This window comes from Shewanella sp. VB17 (assembly GCF_013248905.1).
Classification (GTDB): domain Bacteria; phylum Pseudomonadota; class Gammaproteobacteria; order Enterobacterales; family Shewanellaceae; genus Shewanella.
Genome location: NZ_JABRVS010000001.1, coordinates 2,622,427 through 2,637,966 on the forward strand (window position 1 = coordinate 2,622,427; position 15,540 = coordinate 2,637,966).

12 protein-coding genes are annotated in these 15,540 nt (G+C 44.3%); 7 read left to right on the forward strand and 5 right to left on the reverse strand.

All coding sequences use genetic code 11. The annotated features are described in order from the left end of the window. The first annotated feature begins 216 nt into the window (after positions 1-216). The 6 genes from hrpA (at position 217) to HQQ94_RS11270 (ending at position 8,539) form a co-directional block, all read left to right on the forward strand. The gene (hrpA, locus tag HQQ94_RS11245) at positions 217-4,098 is read left to right on the forward strand and encodes an ATP-dependent RNA helicase HrpA (RefSeq protein ID WP_173296615.1); all 3,882 of its coding nucleotides are present in this window, start codon (positions 217-219) and stop codon (positions 4,096-4,098) included. A 382-nt stretch (positions 4,099-4,480) separates the two neighbouring features. Continuing rightward, a complete protein-coding gene (locus HQQ94_RS11250) occupies positions 4,481-4,639 on the forward strand; it encodes a nitrate reductase (protein ID WP_173294512.1) in 159 nt (52 codons plus the stop codon). Between the two features lie 39 nt (positions 4,640-4,678). After that, positions 4,679-4,936 carry a chaperone NapD gene (locus HQQ94_RS11255; RefSeq protein ID WP_173294513.1) on the forward strand — a complete coding sequence of 86 codons (258 nt, stop codon included), beginning with the start codon at positions 4,679-4,681 and terminating at the stop codon, positions 4,934-4,936. Positions 4,937-4,938: 2 nt separating this feature from the next. Further along, complete coding sequence (napA, locus tag HQQ94_RS11260; RefSeq protein ID WP_173296616.1) at positions 4,939-7,428, forward strand: nitrate reductase catalytic subunit NapA; 2,490 nt, start codon at positions 4,939-4,941, stop codon at positions 7,426-7,428. 11 nt (positions 7,429-7,439) lie between these two features. Beyond that, on the forward strand, positions 7,440-7,931 hold the full coding sequence (locus HQQ94_RS11265; protein WP_173294514.1) for a nitrate reductase cytochrome c-type subunit: 492 nt from the start codon (positions 7,440-7,442) through the stop codon (positions 7,929-7,931). A gap of 8 nt (positions 7,932-7,939) precedes the next feature. Continuing rightward, entirely contained in the window at positions 7,940-8,539 is a 600-nt protein-coding gene (locus HQQ94_RS11270) for a cytochrome c3 family protein (protein ID WP_173294515.1), read from the forward strand. A 79-nt stretch (positions 8,540-8,618) separates the two neighbouring features. Here HQQ94_RS11270 and HQQ94_RS11275 read toward each other — a convergent pair whose 3' ends face one another. From HQQ94_RS11275 to HQQ94_RS11290, 4 genes are all read right to left on the reverse strand, one after another. Beyond that, complete coding sequence (locus HQQ94_RS11275; RefSeq protein ID WP_173294516.1) at positions 8,619-9,563, reverse strand: LysR family transcriptional regulator; 945 nt, start codon at positions 9,561-9,563, stop codon at positions 8,619-8,621. A 20-nt stretch (positions 9,564-9,583) separates the two neighbouring features. Then, positions 9,584-10,582, reverse strand: coding sequence for a D-alanine--D-alanine ligase (locus HQQ94_RS11280; protein WP_173294517.1), 999 nt, complete (start codon positions 10,580-10,582; stop codon positions 9,584-9,586). Between the two features lie 239 nt (positions 10,583-10,821). Next, positions 10,822-11,730 (reverse strand): dihydrodipicolinate synthase family protein, encoded by a 909-nt coding sequence (locus HQQ94_RS11285; protein WP_217274029.1) that lies wholly within the window; start codon positions 11,728-11,730, stop codon positions 10,822-10,824. A 28-nt stretch (positions 11,731-11,758) separates the two neighbouring features. After that, positions 11,759-12,538: an aldolase gene (locus HQQ94_RS11290; RefSeq protein ID WP_173294518.1), complete on the reverse strand. Its 780-nt coding sequence runs from the start codon at positions 12,536-12,538 to the stop codon at positions 11,759-11,761. 127 nt (positions 12,539-12,665) lie between these two features. On the opposite strand from HQQ94_RS11290, the gene HQQ94_RS11295 reads away from it, so the two are divergent. Further along, positions 12,666-14,168 (forward strand): PLP-dependent aminotransferase family protein, encoded by a 1,503-nt coding sequence (locus tag HQQ94_RS11295; protein WP_173294519.1) that lies wholly within the window; start codon positions 12,666-12,668, stop codon positions 14,166-14,168. Positions 14,169-14,230: 62 nt separating this feature from the next. On the opposite strand, the gene HQQ94_RS11300 is transcribed toward HQQ94_RS11295, so the two are convergent. After that, the gene (locus HQQ94_RS11300; protein WP_173294520.1) at positions 14,231-15,457 is read right to left on the reverse strand and encodes a benzoate/H(+) symporter BenE family transporter; all 1,227 of its coding nucleotides are present in this window, start codon (positions 15,455-15,457) and stop codon (positions 14,231-14,233) included. Positions 15,458-15,540: the final 83 nt, after the last annotated feature.

Genomic DNA, 15,540 nt, shown 5'->3' on the forward strand with positions numbered 1-15,540 from the left:
CCTCTGTGATTGATCATGACAATAGATTATCAGTGATCGTGATTGAAACTGGGGATATGGTTACCAAGGTAGCGTGCTTTTGGAGCCAGACCTTAAGCCCATTTATGTTGACTTAGGTTGATTGATGTTTACTACTTTATGACCATCACGTTAATTAGCCATACCAATAATCCCAGTTCCTTGCTAGGATCGTTTTTTTGCTCCTAGAAATGGAATCTGGTCTTGAGTTCGCAACCATCCCCACTATCAAATGCTTATCTTAAACTCTGTTATCAGGTCGATGCCGCTAGGATCCAGCGCCGTTTGCTCAGGCTACATAAAGAAACCGATCCTGATAAGAAGCGTGCAACCTTGGTTAAGCTTGAATCACAAGCCATTGACGCTTTTCAGAAGGCAGAACATCGTCGTCAATCGCGTCCAGAGATAACGTATCCTGAAAGTTTACCTATTTCACAGAAACGTGAAGAAATAGCCAGAGCAATTGCCGGTCATCAAGTGGTGATCATCGCCGGTGAAACAGGCTCAGGTAAAACCACTCAGTTACCCAAAATATGCCTTGAATTGGGGCTCGGTTGCCGTGGTTTGATTGGGCACACCCAGCCAAGACGATTAGCGGCCAGAAGTGTTGCCACTCGTATCGCCGATGAACTCAATAGCCCATTGGGTGAGGTGGTGGGCTTTAAGGTCAGATTTGCCGATGCCATCAAGAGTAGCTCTTATATTAAATTGATGACAGATGGCATTTTATTGGCCGAGCTGGCTAATGATAAGTTACTTGAACAGTATGACACTATCATTATTGATGAGGCTCATGAGCGGAGCCTTAATATTGATTTTATTTTAGGCTATCTGAAAAATGTACTGGAAAAACGTCCCGATTTAAAAGTGATTATTACCTCGGCAACCATTGATTTGGATAAATTTTCACGGCATTTTAATGATGCTCCCGTGATCGAAGTGTCGGGTCGAACCTATCCGGTTGAAACCCGTTTTAGGCCGTTAGTGCGCGATAATGAAGAAGATCTTGATCTTACTGAAGGTATTTTTGCCGCCGTTGATGAATTGTTCAATGAAGGACCAGGCGACATTCTTATTTTTATGAATGGTGAGCGAGAGATCCGTGATGTTGCTGATCAACTCAACCGACGTCAATATCGAGATACAGAAGTATTACCGCTCTATGCACGGCTTTCTTATGGCGAGCAGTCCAAAGTCTTTAAACGTCATGTGGGGCGCAGAATCGTATTAGCGACGAATGTGGCCGAAACGTCATTGACAGTACCTGGGATACGCTATGTGATTGATCCAGGCAGTGCTCGGATCAGCCGTTACAGTTACCGGACTAAGGTGCAGCGTTTGCCTATTGAGCCTATCTCTCAAGCCAGTGCCAATCAAAGGCAAGGCCGCTGTGGTCGAGTTGCTGCCGGTATTTGTATTCGTCTATATGGTGAAGATGACTTCACAGGGCGCCCCGAATTTACCGATCCTGAGATCTTGCGTACTAACTTAGCCTCGGTGATTTTAAAAATGTTGGCGATTGGGCTCGGTGATATCGATGCATTTCCATTTATCCAGCCCCCTGATCGGCGTTATATTCAAGATGGTTTCTTGTTGCTTGAGGAGCTTGAAGCTGTGTCCAAGCGCAAGGGACGTCTCGCCTTAACGGCGTTAGGTCGCCAATTAGCGCATATTCCCGTGGATCCGCGTTTAGCACGTATGGTGATCCAAGCCAATAAAAATGGTTGCTTGCATGAAGCGCTCGTGATCACCTCTGCACTGTCGATTCAAGATCCTCGCGAGCGGCCCATTGACAAAAAGCAAGCCAGTGATGAGGCGCATAAACAACACAGCAATAAAGACTCTGATTTTGTCTCGTTTATTCATCTGTGGGATCACATTAAGCGACTCCAAAAAGAGCACTCCGCTAGCCAGTTTAGAAAACAGTGTAAACAGGAGTTTCTTGCTTACCTTCGGGTACGTGAGTGGCAAGATCTTTATACTCAGCTAAAACAAGCAGTGCATGATCTCAAGTGGCGTCTTAATACAGAGCCAGCACATTATGATGTATTGCACCAATCTTTACTCACTGGATTATTAAGCCATGTGGGGTTTAAAGATAAAGATAATGAATACTTAGGCGCGCGCAACCGTAAGTTCTTTGTCTTTCCAGGATCGCCACTGGCTAAAAAAGGGCCGAAGTGGATTATGGCAGCTGAATTGACCGAAACATCACGGCTATTTGCGCGTTGCTGCGCTAAAATCGAGCCCGAATGGATTGAACCATTAGCAGGACACTTGATCAAAAAAAGCTATCTTGAACCTCACTTCGAGGCCAAGCAGGGCAGTGTGATCGCGTTAGAAAATCAATGGCTTTATGGGTTGATGATAGTCCATCGGCGTAAAACCCAATATGGTCCAATTAACCCTGTCGAAGCGCGTGAAATCTTCATTCGAAGTGCCTTAGCCGAGGGCGAATTGAAGACCAATGAGGCATTTTTTGTTAAGAATCGTAACTTGCTACAAGCGGTCGAAGCGCTAGAGCATAAATCACGCCGACGTGACATCTTAGTTGATGAGCAAGTACTGGTAGACTTCTATGAGCCTAGAGTGCCCTCTGGTATTTATAATGCACCGACTTTCTTTAGCTGGTGGAAAGTTGAGAGTCAACAGCATCCAGATCTGCTGGATTTTGAACGTGAACAATTGATGCAGAGGGGAGATACCCATATTTCTGCGTTGGATTTCCCCGATGTGTGGCTCCAAGATAGGTTTACACTGTCGGTCAGTTATCACTTTGAGCCTTCAGCTGAAGATGATGGTGTGGCAATCCACATCCCTGTTGCGCTGCTGAATCAAATAGAAGAAGCGGATTTTGATTGGCAAGTACCTGGGCTTCGAGAAGAGAAGTGCATCGCGCTCATCAAATCGTTGCCGAAAGCGCTGCGCCGTAATTTTGTCCCTGCTCCTGATTATGCAAAAGCGTGTTTACAGGCGATGAAGCCCTTTGAGATGACGCTAATTGATGCCATGTGTAAACAATTGCTGCGCATGAGTGGTGTACGTGTTAGCCCTGAAGATTTCGATACCAGTCAGTTAAGTAAACACCTTATGATGAATTTTAAGGTGGAAAATGATCACCGTAAACTCCTTGCACAAGGGCGTGTTCTGGACCAACTTAAAGCCAATTTACAGGGGCAAGTGACTCAGGCTATTCGCCAAGTTGCCGATTCTGGGGTAGAGAAAACAGAGCTGGTTACATGGTCATTTGGTGATTTACCTCACCAGTTTCAACAGCGCAAAGGTCAATTTGAAGTGAAGGCTTTCCCGGCGCTAGTTGATGATAAATCAAGTGTATCGATTAAATTATTTGATGATGAAAATGAAGCATTTCGCTCTCATCGATTGGGCCTGCAACGTTTGTTGTTAATCAATATTCCATCACCCGTGAAGCATTTGCAAAAAACCTTACCAAATAAGGCCAAACTGGCAATGTATTTTAATCCATTTGGTCAGGTGCAGGTGTTAATTGATGACATACTTGCTGCGGCTGTACAGCAATTGCTTGATGAAAAAGCACTGGATGTTCGTAGCGAAGCTGATTTTGATAAGGCAAAAGAGTGGGTAAGGCAAGAGATTAACCCAACCGCGGCAAAATTGGCCCTTAAAGTAGAGGAAATTTTGACTTTATTTCAGCAGATCAAAAAAAGACTGAAGGGAAAAATCAGCTTAGACATAGCGTTTGCGATGAGCGACATTCAAACGCAATTAGATCAACTGGTGTACAAGGGGTTTGTCGAAGGCTCAGGTTGGCGCAGACTGCCTGATATGGCCCGTTATCTTAACGCGATAGTTAACCGTTTGGATAAACTGCCCATCGATCCGAGTCGAGACCGTTTACATATGCACAGCATTAATCATGTTCAACAAACACTGCAAGCACAATTGGCTAAAGTCCCTCGCTCTGCGGCCATTCCAGAAGCCTTACTCGATGCCAGATGGATGATAGAGGAATATCGCGTGTCTTGTTTTGCACAGGTATTAGGCACAGCATACCCCATTTCTGAAAAACGAGTGTTAAATCGTATAAAAGAAAGTTAATCCAACCTTGTGTCACTCTTCAATCAATAAAGTACAGATGCGATCTCTGTGCTTTATTTTTACCACCACTTAGTTCATCTCCTCGCTAATGCTCGCGTATTGTTGCTACATTATTTCTTAAAATTGATCTAAATCATGGTTACTATCAATTTATTCTTTTTTTAATCAATTGTGGGCAATGTGCGTTGTCTAATATTACGTTTTGTGTCGATAATAATAACTAGGTTCATATGTTGTAGCGTTTAAGAACACTCGTTTGAATGGTCAATCCTCTAGTGTTAAATTAGATTTACATGTTGATAAAGATAACGTTAATAATATTAATGCTATTTATTACAATAGGTTATGTTTTTCTTGAATGCAATCACACGTTGGAGGACTTATGGGTTCTACTGCTTCAGAAGAGAAAAGTTTAGAGCTAACTATCTTTATCTTTCTAACTGTCTTTCTCGCGCCCTTATTATCAGTACTTTTAGTGTCTGGTTTAGGTTTTGCTATCTGGTTTAGCCAAATAATGACGGGCCCACCAGGGGCTGGTTAACGCACGTAAAATCAATAAATATAAATTGAGTAATATTCAATGAGCAATGAACTTCATGTAACGAGTTTGGTATTACAGGTTCAGCCTGAAAAAATGGCTTCAGTGAGGGCATGCATTATTAAGATGGATAATGCTGATGTGTCTGTCAATAACGAAGTAAAACTTGTGGTCGTACTCGAAGGAGATTCCCCTAAGTCATTAATGACAGATATAGAGACGATAAATGCCTTTTCTGGTGTGCTATCGGTGGCTATGGTTTATCACCAAAGTGAAGTGCTCCAAGAGGGCGAAAAATGAAGATGAATAGACGTGATTTTATGAAAGCCAATGCAGCTATCGTTGCAGCAAGTGTGGCAGGACTTATTTTACCAAGCAGTGCAAGTAACCTAATCACCAGCTCTGAAGAAACTAAACTAGAGTGGAATAAGGCGCCTTGCCGTTTTTGTGGCACAGGTTGTTCAGTGATTGTTGCTACACGTGATGGTAAAGTTGTGGCGACCCATGGGGATGCCGAAAGTGAAGTGAACAGAGGCCTAAACTGTATTAAGGGGTACTTTCTTTCTAAAATTATGTACGGTCGAGATAGACTCCAAACGCCAATGTTACGCATGACAAATGGTCAGTATGACAAGCAGGGTGAGTTTACACCGATCACTTGGGATACCGCGTTTGATACTATGGCTGAAAAATGGAAAAAGACCATTAAGGACAAAGGCCCTACCGCCATTGGCATGTTTGGCTCTGGTCAGTGGACAGTGTGGGAAGGTTACGCCGCTTCTAAACTGATGAAAGCTGGATTTGGCTCAAACAATATTGATCCTAATGCCCGTCACTGTATGGCATCGGCGGTAGGCGGCTTCATGCGTACCTTTGGCATTGATGAACCCATGGGGTGCTATGATGATATAGAAGCGGCAGATGTATTTGTCCTCTGGGGCTCTAACATGGCTGAGATGCACCCTATTTTATGGAGCCGTGTTACTGATCGTCGTTTGAGTGCACCGCATGTTAACGTTGCTGTCTTATCTACTTTTGAGCACAGATCTTTTGATTTAGCTGATTTAGGGATTGTATTTACACCACAAACTGATTTAGCCATGCTTAATTTCATTGCTAATTATATTATTCAACATGATGCCGTTAACTGGGATTTTGTTAATAAACATGTCAACTTCCGTCAAGGTGAAACAGATATCGGTTATGGCCTGAGGCCATCACATCCACTACAACAAAAAGCTAAAAACGTTAAGACAGCTGGCGATTCCACGCCCATCGATTTTGAAGCCTTTAAAGCTTTTGTGGCTGATTATGATGTTGAGTCGGTCAGTAAGCTTTCAGGTGTGCCAGAAGGTAAGTTGATCGCACTGGCTAAGCTTTATGCTGATCCGACTAAAAAAGTCACGTCGTTTTGGACCATGGGCTTTAATCAGCACACTCGTGGGGTGTGGTGTAATAATCTTATTTATAATATTCATTTGTTATTGGGTAAAATTTCGACTCCAGGTAACAGTCCATTCTCATTAACAGGGCAGCCTTCAGCGTGTGGTACAGCACGTGAAGTGGGCACCTTCTCACATCGTTTGCCAGCAGATCTAGTGGTGACAAATCCAAAGCACAGAAAAATCGCTGAAAAAATCTGGAAGATCCCTGATGGTATTATTCCACCTAAGCCTGGTTACCATGCTGTAGAGCAGAACCGTCGTTTAAAAGATGGTGACATTAATGCCTATTGGGTTCAAGTGAACAACAATATGCAGGCGGGACCCAATATCAATGAAGAGGGATTACCGGGTTACCGTAATCCTGACAATTTTATTGTGGTTTCAGATGCCTATCCAACGGTGACGACTCAAGCGGCGGATCTTATTTTACCGACGGCGATGTGGGTAGAAAAAGAGGGTGCTTACGGTAATGCTGAGCGCCGTACTCAGTTCTGGCATCAGATGGTGAAAGCGCCGGGTGAGTCTCGCTCAGATCTGTGGCAGTTGATGGAATTTTCTAAGCGTTTCACTACTGATGAAGTCTGGCCTGCTGATGTGCTTGCAGCGAACCCTGATTTTAAAGGCAAAACCTTGTTTGAGGTACTGTATCAAAACGGTAATGTTGATAAATTCCCACTTGAACAAGTCGATCTTAAGTATATGAATGAAGAAGCCCATCACTTTGGTTACTATGTTCAAAAAGGTTTATTTGAAGAGTATGCAACATTTGGTCGAGGTCATGGCCATGATTTAGCAGATTTTGATACTTACCATGCAGTGCATGGTCTTCGCTGGCCCGTGGTGAATGGTAAAGAGACTCGATGGCGTTTTCGTGAAGGCAGTGATCCCTATGTGAAAGCGGGTAAAGGTTTTGAATTTTATGGTAAGCCAGATGGGCGAGCTGTGATTTTCGCTTTGCCTTACGAGCCTGCAGCGGAGTCGCCTGATGCCGAATATGATATTTGGTTATCGACCGGGCGAGTACTTGAGCATTGGCATTCAGGATCGATGACTCAACGTGTCCCAGAACTGTATCACGCTTTCCCAGATGCAGTGTGTTTTATGCACCCAGATGATGCGAAAAAGCGAGGGCTACGTCGTGGGGATGCAGTAAAAGTGATTTCTCGTCGTGGTGAAATTAAAACGCGAGTTGAAACCCGTGGTCGTAACAAGCCACCTATGGGCTTGGTTTTTGTGCCTTGGTTCGATGCCAGCCAGCTGATCAATAAAGTGACGCTTGATGCGACGGATCCTTTATCAAAACAGACTGATTTTAAGAAATGCGCTGTTAAAATCGTTAAAGCATAAGGAGCTATATCATGAATACAATAACAGTTGTTTTTATTATTGGGCTGATGAATAGTGCTATGGTTATGCTCTCAATGTCTGTGATGGCAGAAACTGTCTCTGATGTAAACATGGCGACATTGCGTAAAGCGCCTTTGAATATTGAGCAGACACCACCAGTGATGCAAAAAGTGTTGAATACTGATATTAAGCAGTCAAGAAACTACCCGATGCAGCCACCAGTGATCCCTCATAAAATTGATGGTTATCAAATCGATTTGAAGGTGAACAAGTGCATGTCATGCCACGCCCGCAAGCAGATCACAGATTCTCAAGCACCGATGGTGAGTGTGACACACTATATGGACAGAGAAAATAATTTTCTGGCGACGTTATCACCACGCCGTTATTTTTGTACTCAGTGTCACGTATCGCAGCTCGATGCTAAGTTGTTGGTTGAAAATGATTTCATTGATATGGATCATTTGATAAAAGCGGGCATTAATAGTAAAGATAAGCAGTAGGAGCGGATATGATAGCTAAACTACGTGCAATCTTGAAAAAGAATTGGCAGGTGCTCAGAAAGCCGAGTGTGCACTACAGCTTAGGGTTTCTCACCTTAGGTGGCTTTGTGGCTGGGGTGATTTTCTGGGGGGGATTTAACACCGTTCTTGAAGCGACGAATCAAGAAGCTTTTTGTATTGGATGTCATGAAATGGAAAATAACGTCTATCAAGAGTTGAAAACGACGATTCATTTTACTAATCGAAGTGGTGTAAGAGCGACGTGCCCAGATTGTCACGTGCCGCATAACTGGACCGATAAGATTGCGCGTAAAATGCAAGCATCGAAAGAGGTCTGGGGTAAGATATTCGGCACGATTAATACTCGTGATAAGTTTGAAGCTAAGCGTCGTGAACTGGCTGAACATGAATGGGAACGGCTAAAGGCCAATGACTCTCTTGAGTGTCGAAATTGCCATAACTTTGATTATATGGATTTTACTCGTCAGTCGAGCCGTGCTGCAAAGATGCATTCAACGTCACTGGCTAAAGGCGAAAAAACCTGTATTGATTGCCATAAAGGCATTGCTCATCATCTTCCAGACATGAAAGGGGTGCCGGGTTTCTAATAGAGTAATAGGGTTAGGACTTAAAAAGTAAAGCCAACAGCATGCTGTTGGCTTTTTTGATGGCATGATTCCAATGGTATTATGTTTGTGAGTTTGCCTGATAATGAGCTAAGGTACGACTTGAGATCAGTTCTCTTAGCCAGGTATGACTGGGATCAAAATTAAAATGCTTATGCCATAACAACACATAAGCGCCTGGGATCAGGTGAGTGGGCACCGGGAGTGTGGTGAGCGCAAAATGTTGGCTCATTTTCGCTGCGTATTTGGCTGGGCAGCACAGTAATAGTTCACTGTGCTCACACAGATGCATTGCACTGTGAAAATCAGTCATATTGACAGCAATGTCGCGATGGAGGTGCTCAAGATTGAGGACATCATCGAGTAGCCAATGATCGATGCCACCAAAGGTAACTTGTAGGTGACGATACTTTAAAAAGCTGGCTAAGTTCCAAGGTTCTTTTAGCAATGGGTGTCGATTACTGACTAAGCAAACGGGGTGATCACGCAGCAATTCAACACATTCCAGCTCGTCGGGAAGGTTGTGGATGTGCTGCAAGGAGCGGTTATCCCATTCTCGACAGGCAATGCCAAGATCGAGTTCACAGCGTTGTAGCATGTCCATGGTGCCCAGGTGCCAAGTTTGGCTATTGAGCCTTATGTTTGGCGCCTTTTGCAGTAACTCAGGCATAAAATACGGGTAAGTCAGCGAATAGGCAGTTTCGACCATATGGATACGAAATTGTCGTTGACTTAACTTGGGTTCAAATTCACTGGCACGTGTGAGCTGAGACATCTGGTTGAGTATTTGTCTCAGCTCTGGTGCAAGATATAAGGCTTTTGGTGTGGGCCTTAATCCATATGATGTACGTTCAAACAGTTTATCGTCGAAAGTGTCACGTAATTTGGCTAATTGTTTGCTTACCGCTGACTGACTTAAATGTAAGCGAGCCGCAGTAGAAGTGACGCTTTTTTCCTCAAGTAAGACGGCAAAAACAGTCAATAGATTGAAATCAAAATTCCTCAACGATATTTATCCCACAGAGTTTAATCAAGCTGTGATTGAATGTTTGAATACAAGTATTCGGCAAAGTCATCACCATGGTTCTCAAGCATTTTAGGGAACATCGAAATAGGGGTTAATCCAGGAAAGGTATTGACTTCATTGAGTAAAATTTCATTGTTTTCAGTTAAGAAAAAGTCGATACGGGATAAATGGCGTAACTTCATGCCCTTAAATACCGTGATGGCGTAGGCTTGGATTTGCGTGGCGATATCCTCGCTAATATCGGCTTCAATTTGTGTTTCTGTTTGGCTATTGGCTGCGTATTTTTCATCAAAGCTGTAAAATGCATCGTGCGTACAGATTATCTCACCGGGTTTGGTCGCCACAACCTCGCCATTTAATTCATAGGTCGCGACTTCGAGTTCACGGGCCTTAATGGTTTTTTCGACAATAACATAAGCTGAGTAATTAAAAGCCTGTTTTAATGTGTCGCTCAGTTCCTCGATGCTGTCGACACGGTAGCAGCCGACAGATGAGCCTTGCGAGGCGGCTTTAATAAAAAGCGATCCCCACTCAGTGAAGGCTTGCTTCGTTTTTGCAATGGATGTTTCATTAAACTCGTTGAGGAAGATATAAGGCGTATTGGGGATCCCCAGTGCGCTGAACCACATTTTAGCGGTTATTTTATTAAAACAATGCTTACTCGCCTCGGCATCGCAACCGAAATAAGGCAGCTTGATTAAATCCAAATAAGATTGAATATCGCCAGTTTCACCTGGGTAACCGTGAATACAAGGGATCACATAATCTACAGGCCATGCAGGCTCACCATGGGTAAAACGCAGTTCTTTACGGTGAGTGAGTTCACAGCTTTTTCCATCTTGAGTAAGATAACGACCTTCACCATCGAGCTCTACTCTTAGCAGATTGATCTGTGGAACTTTAGCTAAAGATGCTTCAACAAAGTTTGCCGACATGAGTGAAATAGCATGTTCATCGCTGCCGCCACCACATAGTAAGAGTAGATTTATTTGACTCATGTTCGCTTTATCTCCAGAGGTAGAATTAATTGCAAGATCACTATGGCGTAATGATAATTTATTGCAACTATTCTGAGACGATCTTGGGTCAGTTTTACATTGATAGCTGAATATCTATCCAAGCATTAGCTGAGGATCTGCATTTTTGTGACTGGTGAGATGAGCCATGTTTACAAACCGAACAAATATTGAATGATACTTGCCCGGCTTTAGCAGGGTTTATTTAACCTGAGTTCAGCTTATTGAGTAAAATTGGCGCGATTTAATTTTTCCAGCAAGTGCTCAAGCTTGATGATTTGGGTGTCATGTAAAGGAAACACAGGTTTCCGTGGCGCGCCGACATCAAAACCATTGTTTGTTAATCCCGCTTTGATTGTGCTGGGCAATCCCCCTTTTAAAATAAACTCTAAAATAGGTAATTGGTGATAAAAAAGTTCTCTTGCTAAATGAATATCACCTGCTTCACAAGCTTGATATAACTTGAGTGGCCAAGTGGAAATAAGGTTAGGAGCAGCAGTACACCAGCCTGTTGCGCCAGCAGCGAAGGCTTCGAGTGCCAGTGGATTACAGCCATTGTAAAAAGGCAATTCATTGTTCGATAACATCCGTATTTTATGCATACGTTGTATATCGCCACTGCTCTCTTTGACCATGGTAATATTGTCTATCGAATTAAACATGTTGACGATTAATTCTGGTGACATATCAATGCCGCTGGTGGCGGGATTGTTATAGACCATCACTGGCAGGCTCACCGCTTCTGCAATCGATGCGTAATGTTGAAAAATTTCATCATCACAGAGTTTCCAATAGGAAGCGGGTAACACCATAATGGCATCGGCGCCCACGTCTTCAGCAATGCGTGCACGCTTAATGGCATTTTGCGTAGTCAGCTCAGAAATACCGACAATGACAGGTACCCTGTTGGCTATTTTGTTGATACAAGTTGAAGCAACGAGCGTCCACTCTTCATCATTTAAGTAAGCGCTTTCGCCCGTACTACCCAAAGGGGCAATGGCGTTAGACCCTGTTTGCAGGAGTTGTTCAATTAACTGTTCCAGTTTAGCAACATCAATGCCGCCAGTGTGAGTAAAGGGGGTGATAGGGTAAGTAATAATACCTTTGAATTCTATTGCATTGTGAGTCATGTTTATTCCTTATTGATAATGTGTGGTGTTATGCCAAGCAATCTTGATGAGTGCGCAGTGTACGTCTTGCGTAATAAGCAAAAAATGCTTGGTAACGTTTCGAGGTTGAGATCCAGTCATGGGCTTCTTTGGCAAGTTCGCTTTTGATCGGTTGGATACTCCCAGCCGCCATCGCCGTGAGCTGCATTTTGGCGGCTTTCTCTATTAAATGTGCCAGCATGAGTGCTTCTTCAACCGTGCGCCCGGTGACGAGTAAACCGTGGTGTGCCAGTAATAGCGCGCGTTTATCGCCTAGTGCTGAGGAGATCATCACGCCTTCTTCGTTACCGACCGGGATCCCCGGCCAATCGGCCAGAAAAGCACAGTCATCAAACAGCGGACATGTGTCCATATGAGAGATCACCAGAGGTTGCTCTAACATGGACAATGTCGCGACGTGAAAAGGATGAGTGTGAATGATGCAGTTTATTTCAGGGTGTTCTTTATAGACCCAAGTATGGAAGCGATTAGCAGGGTTCGGCATGCCTTGCCCAGAGAGGCGATTCAAGTCTTGATCGACCAACAATAAGTTAGATGCACTGATCTCATCAAACCCTAAGCCTAATTGTTGGGTGTAGTAACAGTTGGGCTCACTGGCACGGGCTGTGATTTGCCCTGCGAGACCTGAGTCATGGCCCGCATCAAATAAAATACGGCAGGTGAGGGCCAATTTTTCAGTGGTGCTCCAATCAGGGATGGATAGAAACTCATCCATTTTTTTATGTGAATCAATAACTAAGTCTTCTTTGGTGCGAGTTAAACTGGTCATGTTATGTTCCTTTTTAGCAAATGGAGTCAATTGACATAAGTAGAATATATGGTCATAGTGCAGCAACATCTGGAGTGAAAAAACCTCCAGTTTTTTAATTTGTACGGGTCCAGATAGAGGGCGTTCAATGACAGCAAACAAGCCTGTGAGTTTACGCAATTGGCATTTGAACATGACGCTTGAAAGAAGCGGTGGTGTGTCGTTGCATCTACAACTGGTACAGGCGGTGGTTAATGAAGTGTGTAAAGGCCGCTTATTACCCGGTTCCCCTTTGCCCGGCACGCGTAAAATGAGTGATGATTTGGGGGTCAATCGTAAAACCGTGGTGCAAGCTTTTGAAGAGCTCCAGGCTCAAGGTTGGATCGAGACTCAGCCAAGGCGCGGCTCTTTTATTAGTCAAAAACTGCCGATTTTTACTAGCCACCAAGCACCGATTGTGGAACCTACACCGTTTCCATTATCGTTAATTGAGTCTGGGCTGGAAACCTATGCACTGTCAGTGAGTCCTGTTAAACCAAGTCGATGGCAATTCAGTGACGGTGTACCGGACACAAGATTGGTGCCGTTCGATGTATTGTCACGCGCGTTTAGGCGCGCATTACTGATTTCAGCTCGTGCCAATCGTTTGGCTTATGATGATGCTAGGGGAAATCTCTCATTGCGAAGCGCCATCGCTGATATGTTACGTCAAGAGCGGGGAATGAGTGTCAGCACTGAGCAGGTATGCATCATTCGTGGCAGTCAAATGGGGATTTATTTAAGTGCACGGCTACTGTCGAATCACACGGGTTGCGTGGTGATGGAGAAACTCAGTTACCCACCAGCCCGTGAGGCGTTTGAATCATTTGGTGTTGATATTGCGTATGTCGATCAAGACGATGATGGCATGAGTCTCGATGCCCTCGAGCAAATGTGTGTTCAGCGCGAGATCAGTGCGGTTTACACCACGCCACATCATCAATTTCCCACCACCTGCATGCTGTCACTTGAGCGCAGGATCCGTTTGTTGGCTTTGGCTGAGCAGTATAATTTTATCATTATTGAAGACGATTACGATCATGAGTTTCATTTTTCTCATAAGCCTATGCTGCCATTGGCGAGCATGGAAACCGCTGGGCGGGTGATACACATTGGCTCGTTGTCGAAAATATTGGCCCCAGGGCTTCGCCTTGGGTACATGGTCGCGCCAGAAGGGTTTATTCAGCGTTGCGGGCGAGAAATTTTATTAATCGATCGTCAAGGCAATGCGGTGACAGAGCTTGCAGTGGCAGAGCTGATGGTCAATGGACAGATGAAGAGGCATATTCGGCGAGCCTTGAAAGTGTATCAGTTACGGCGTGATCATGCGGTTAAACGGGTGCGAGAAATATTGCCGATGGCGCGATTCAATGTGCCTTCAGGTGGGTTGGCGTTGTGGTTATGTTTTGATGAGCAACTGAATATGGACAAGCTGCAAAAGGAGGCGAAGGAGCTGGGTTTATCAGTTTTGTTAGGGGATTTATTCTCAGGGCTTAATGACAAAACCCATGCATTAAGGCTTGGCTATGCCGATCTTAATGAAACTGAATTTGATCAAGCACTCATGTGTTTATCTCATGCGATAGCGAAGCAAGAGATCGCACCGACTTAATCAATACCTTAAGTGGCATATTAAGTCGGTTAGATGTTCTCATAAGATTATTTGATTCATTTTTAATTGGATTGATGAGGGGGTATTTCTATCACCAGTGAAGGGCGTTGCTGCATTTTTTCTCTTGCTTTACCGACAAAATGACTAATGGCAATAGTGATAATACCGGCTAACATGCCCCACAGCGCAGAGCCAATGTTCCACAAACTGAAGTCCGACGCGGTGACTAAAAAGGTCATCAGGGCCGCTTCTTTATATTGAGTTTCGATAAATGCGTGTTGTAAGCTGCTGCCTATGGTTGAAAAGAGTGCGATACCAGCAAGGGCCAATATCAGTGCTTGGGGCAGTGACTGAAACAGGGTCATTAAACTGAGTGCGCCTATTCCCATCAATAGATAAAAGCCGCCAGTGCTCACCGCCGCCCAGTATCGTTTGTTTGGGTTTGAATCGGCCTCAGGCGTCATGCAAATGGCGGCGGTTAAGGCTGCCAGATTGATGGCGAACCCGCCGAAAGGAGCGATCAGAATATTCACTAAGCCAGTGATGGTCATTATTTTTGAAATCGGAGGCCTATATTTATGGGCATTTAAGATGGCAATCCCTGGGATATTTTGTGTGGCCATGGTGATTAAAAAGAGCGGGACACCTATGTTGAGTGCGGCGGCGAAGTGCCATTCTGGCTCGATATAAATCAGCTCGCTGACGGTCCACTCTAGTTGAGGGATAACAAACAATCCTTGCTGCCAAGCCAGTGTCGTGCCGACGACTAAGATGGCGAGCATCGCAAAACTCGGCATGATTTTTTTACACACCAGGTAAACGATTAGCATGGTGAGTACTAAAAAAAGCTGCTGCTGCATCAGGTTAAACACATTGATGCCAAAAGAGAGCAATATTCCCGCTAACATGGCACTGGCTATTTGTTGCGGTACCTTGTTGATGATTTTTTCAAACCAACCGGTGAGGCCAGACACAGTGATTAAGCCAGCAGAAACGATAAACGCGCCGACGGCCTGATTGATGGTAAATCCTTGAGCACTGGTGATCAGTAGCGCAGCCCCTGGCGTCGACCAGGCAATCAAGATAGGGACACGGTAATAGAGAGATAAGCCAATAGAGGTGACGCCCATGCCAAGCCCTAAAGCAAAAATCCAACTCGACACCATGGTTAAATCAGCGCCTAAGTTAACCGCGGCTTGATAGATCAAGGCCACTGAACTGGTGAAGCCCACTAAAGCAGCAATAAAACCGATATTGATTCTATTTAATATGAGTCCGGTGTTATACATATGCTTCCCTGTGTATGCTAAAATCAACCTGTGCGTAATAACGCACAATTGGGGCGACAAAATAACACCGTACGTGATAACGC

What these genes read in the sequence shown, in the direction of transcription:
- HQQ94_RS11295 (WP_173294519.1), top strand. Translation starts at nt 12,666, where the DNA reads ATGACAGCAAACAAGCCTGTGAGTTTACGCAATTGGCATTTGAACATG.
- HQQ94_RS11290 (WP_173294518.1), bottom strand. Translation starts at nt 12,538, where the DNA reads ATGACCAGTTTAACTCGCACCAAAGAAGACTTAGTTATTGATTCACAT.
- HQQ94_RS11285 (WP_217274029.1), bottom strand. Translation starts at nt 11,730, where the DNA reads ATGACTCACAATGCAATAGAATTCAAAGGTATTATTACTTACCCTATC.
- HQQ94_RS11280 (WP_173294517.1), bottom strand. Translation starts at nt 10,582, where the DNA reads ATGAGTCAAATAAATCTACTCTTACTATGTGGTGGCGGCAGCGATGAA.
- HQQ94_RS11255 (WP_173294513.1), top strand. Translation starts at nt 4,679, where the DNA reads ATGAGCAATGAACTTCATGTAACGAGTTTGGTATTACAGGTTCAGCCT.
- HQQ94_RS11270 (WP_173294515.1), top strand. Translation starts at nt 7,940, where the DNA reads ATGATAGCTAAACTACGTGCAATCTTGAAAAAGAATTGGCAGGTGCTC.
- HQQ94_RS11300 (WP_173294520.1), bottom strand. Translation starts at nt 15,457, where the DNA reads ATGTATAACACCGGACTCATATTAAATAGAATCAATATCGGTTTTATT.
- napA (WP_173296616.1), top strand. Translation starts at nt 4,939, where the DNA reads ATGAATAGACGTGATTTTATGAAAGCCAATGCAGCTATCGTTGCAGCA.
- HQQ94_RS11265 (WP_173294514.1), top strand. Translation starts at nt 7,440, where the DNA reads ATGAATACAATAACAGTTGTTTTTATTATTGGGCTGATGAATAGTGCT.
- HQQ94_RS11250 (WP_173294512.1), top strand. Translation starts at nt 4,481, where the DNA reads ATGGGTTCTACTGCTTCAGAAGAGAAAAGTTTAGAGCTAACTATCTTT.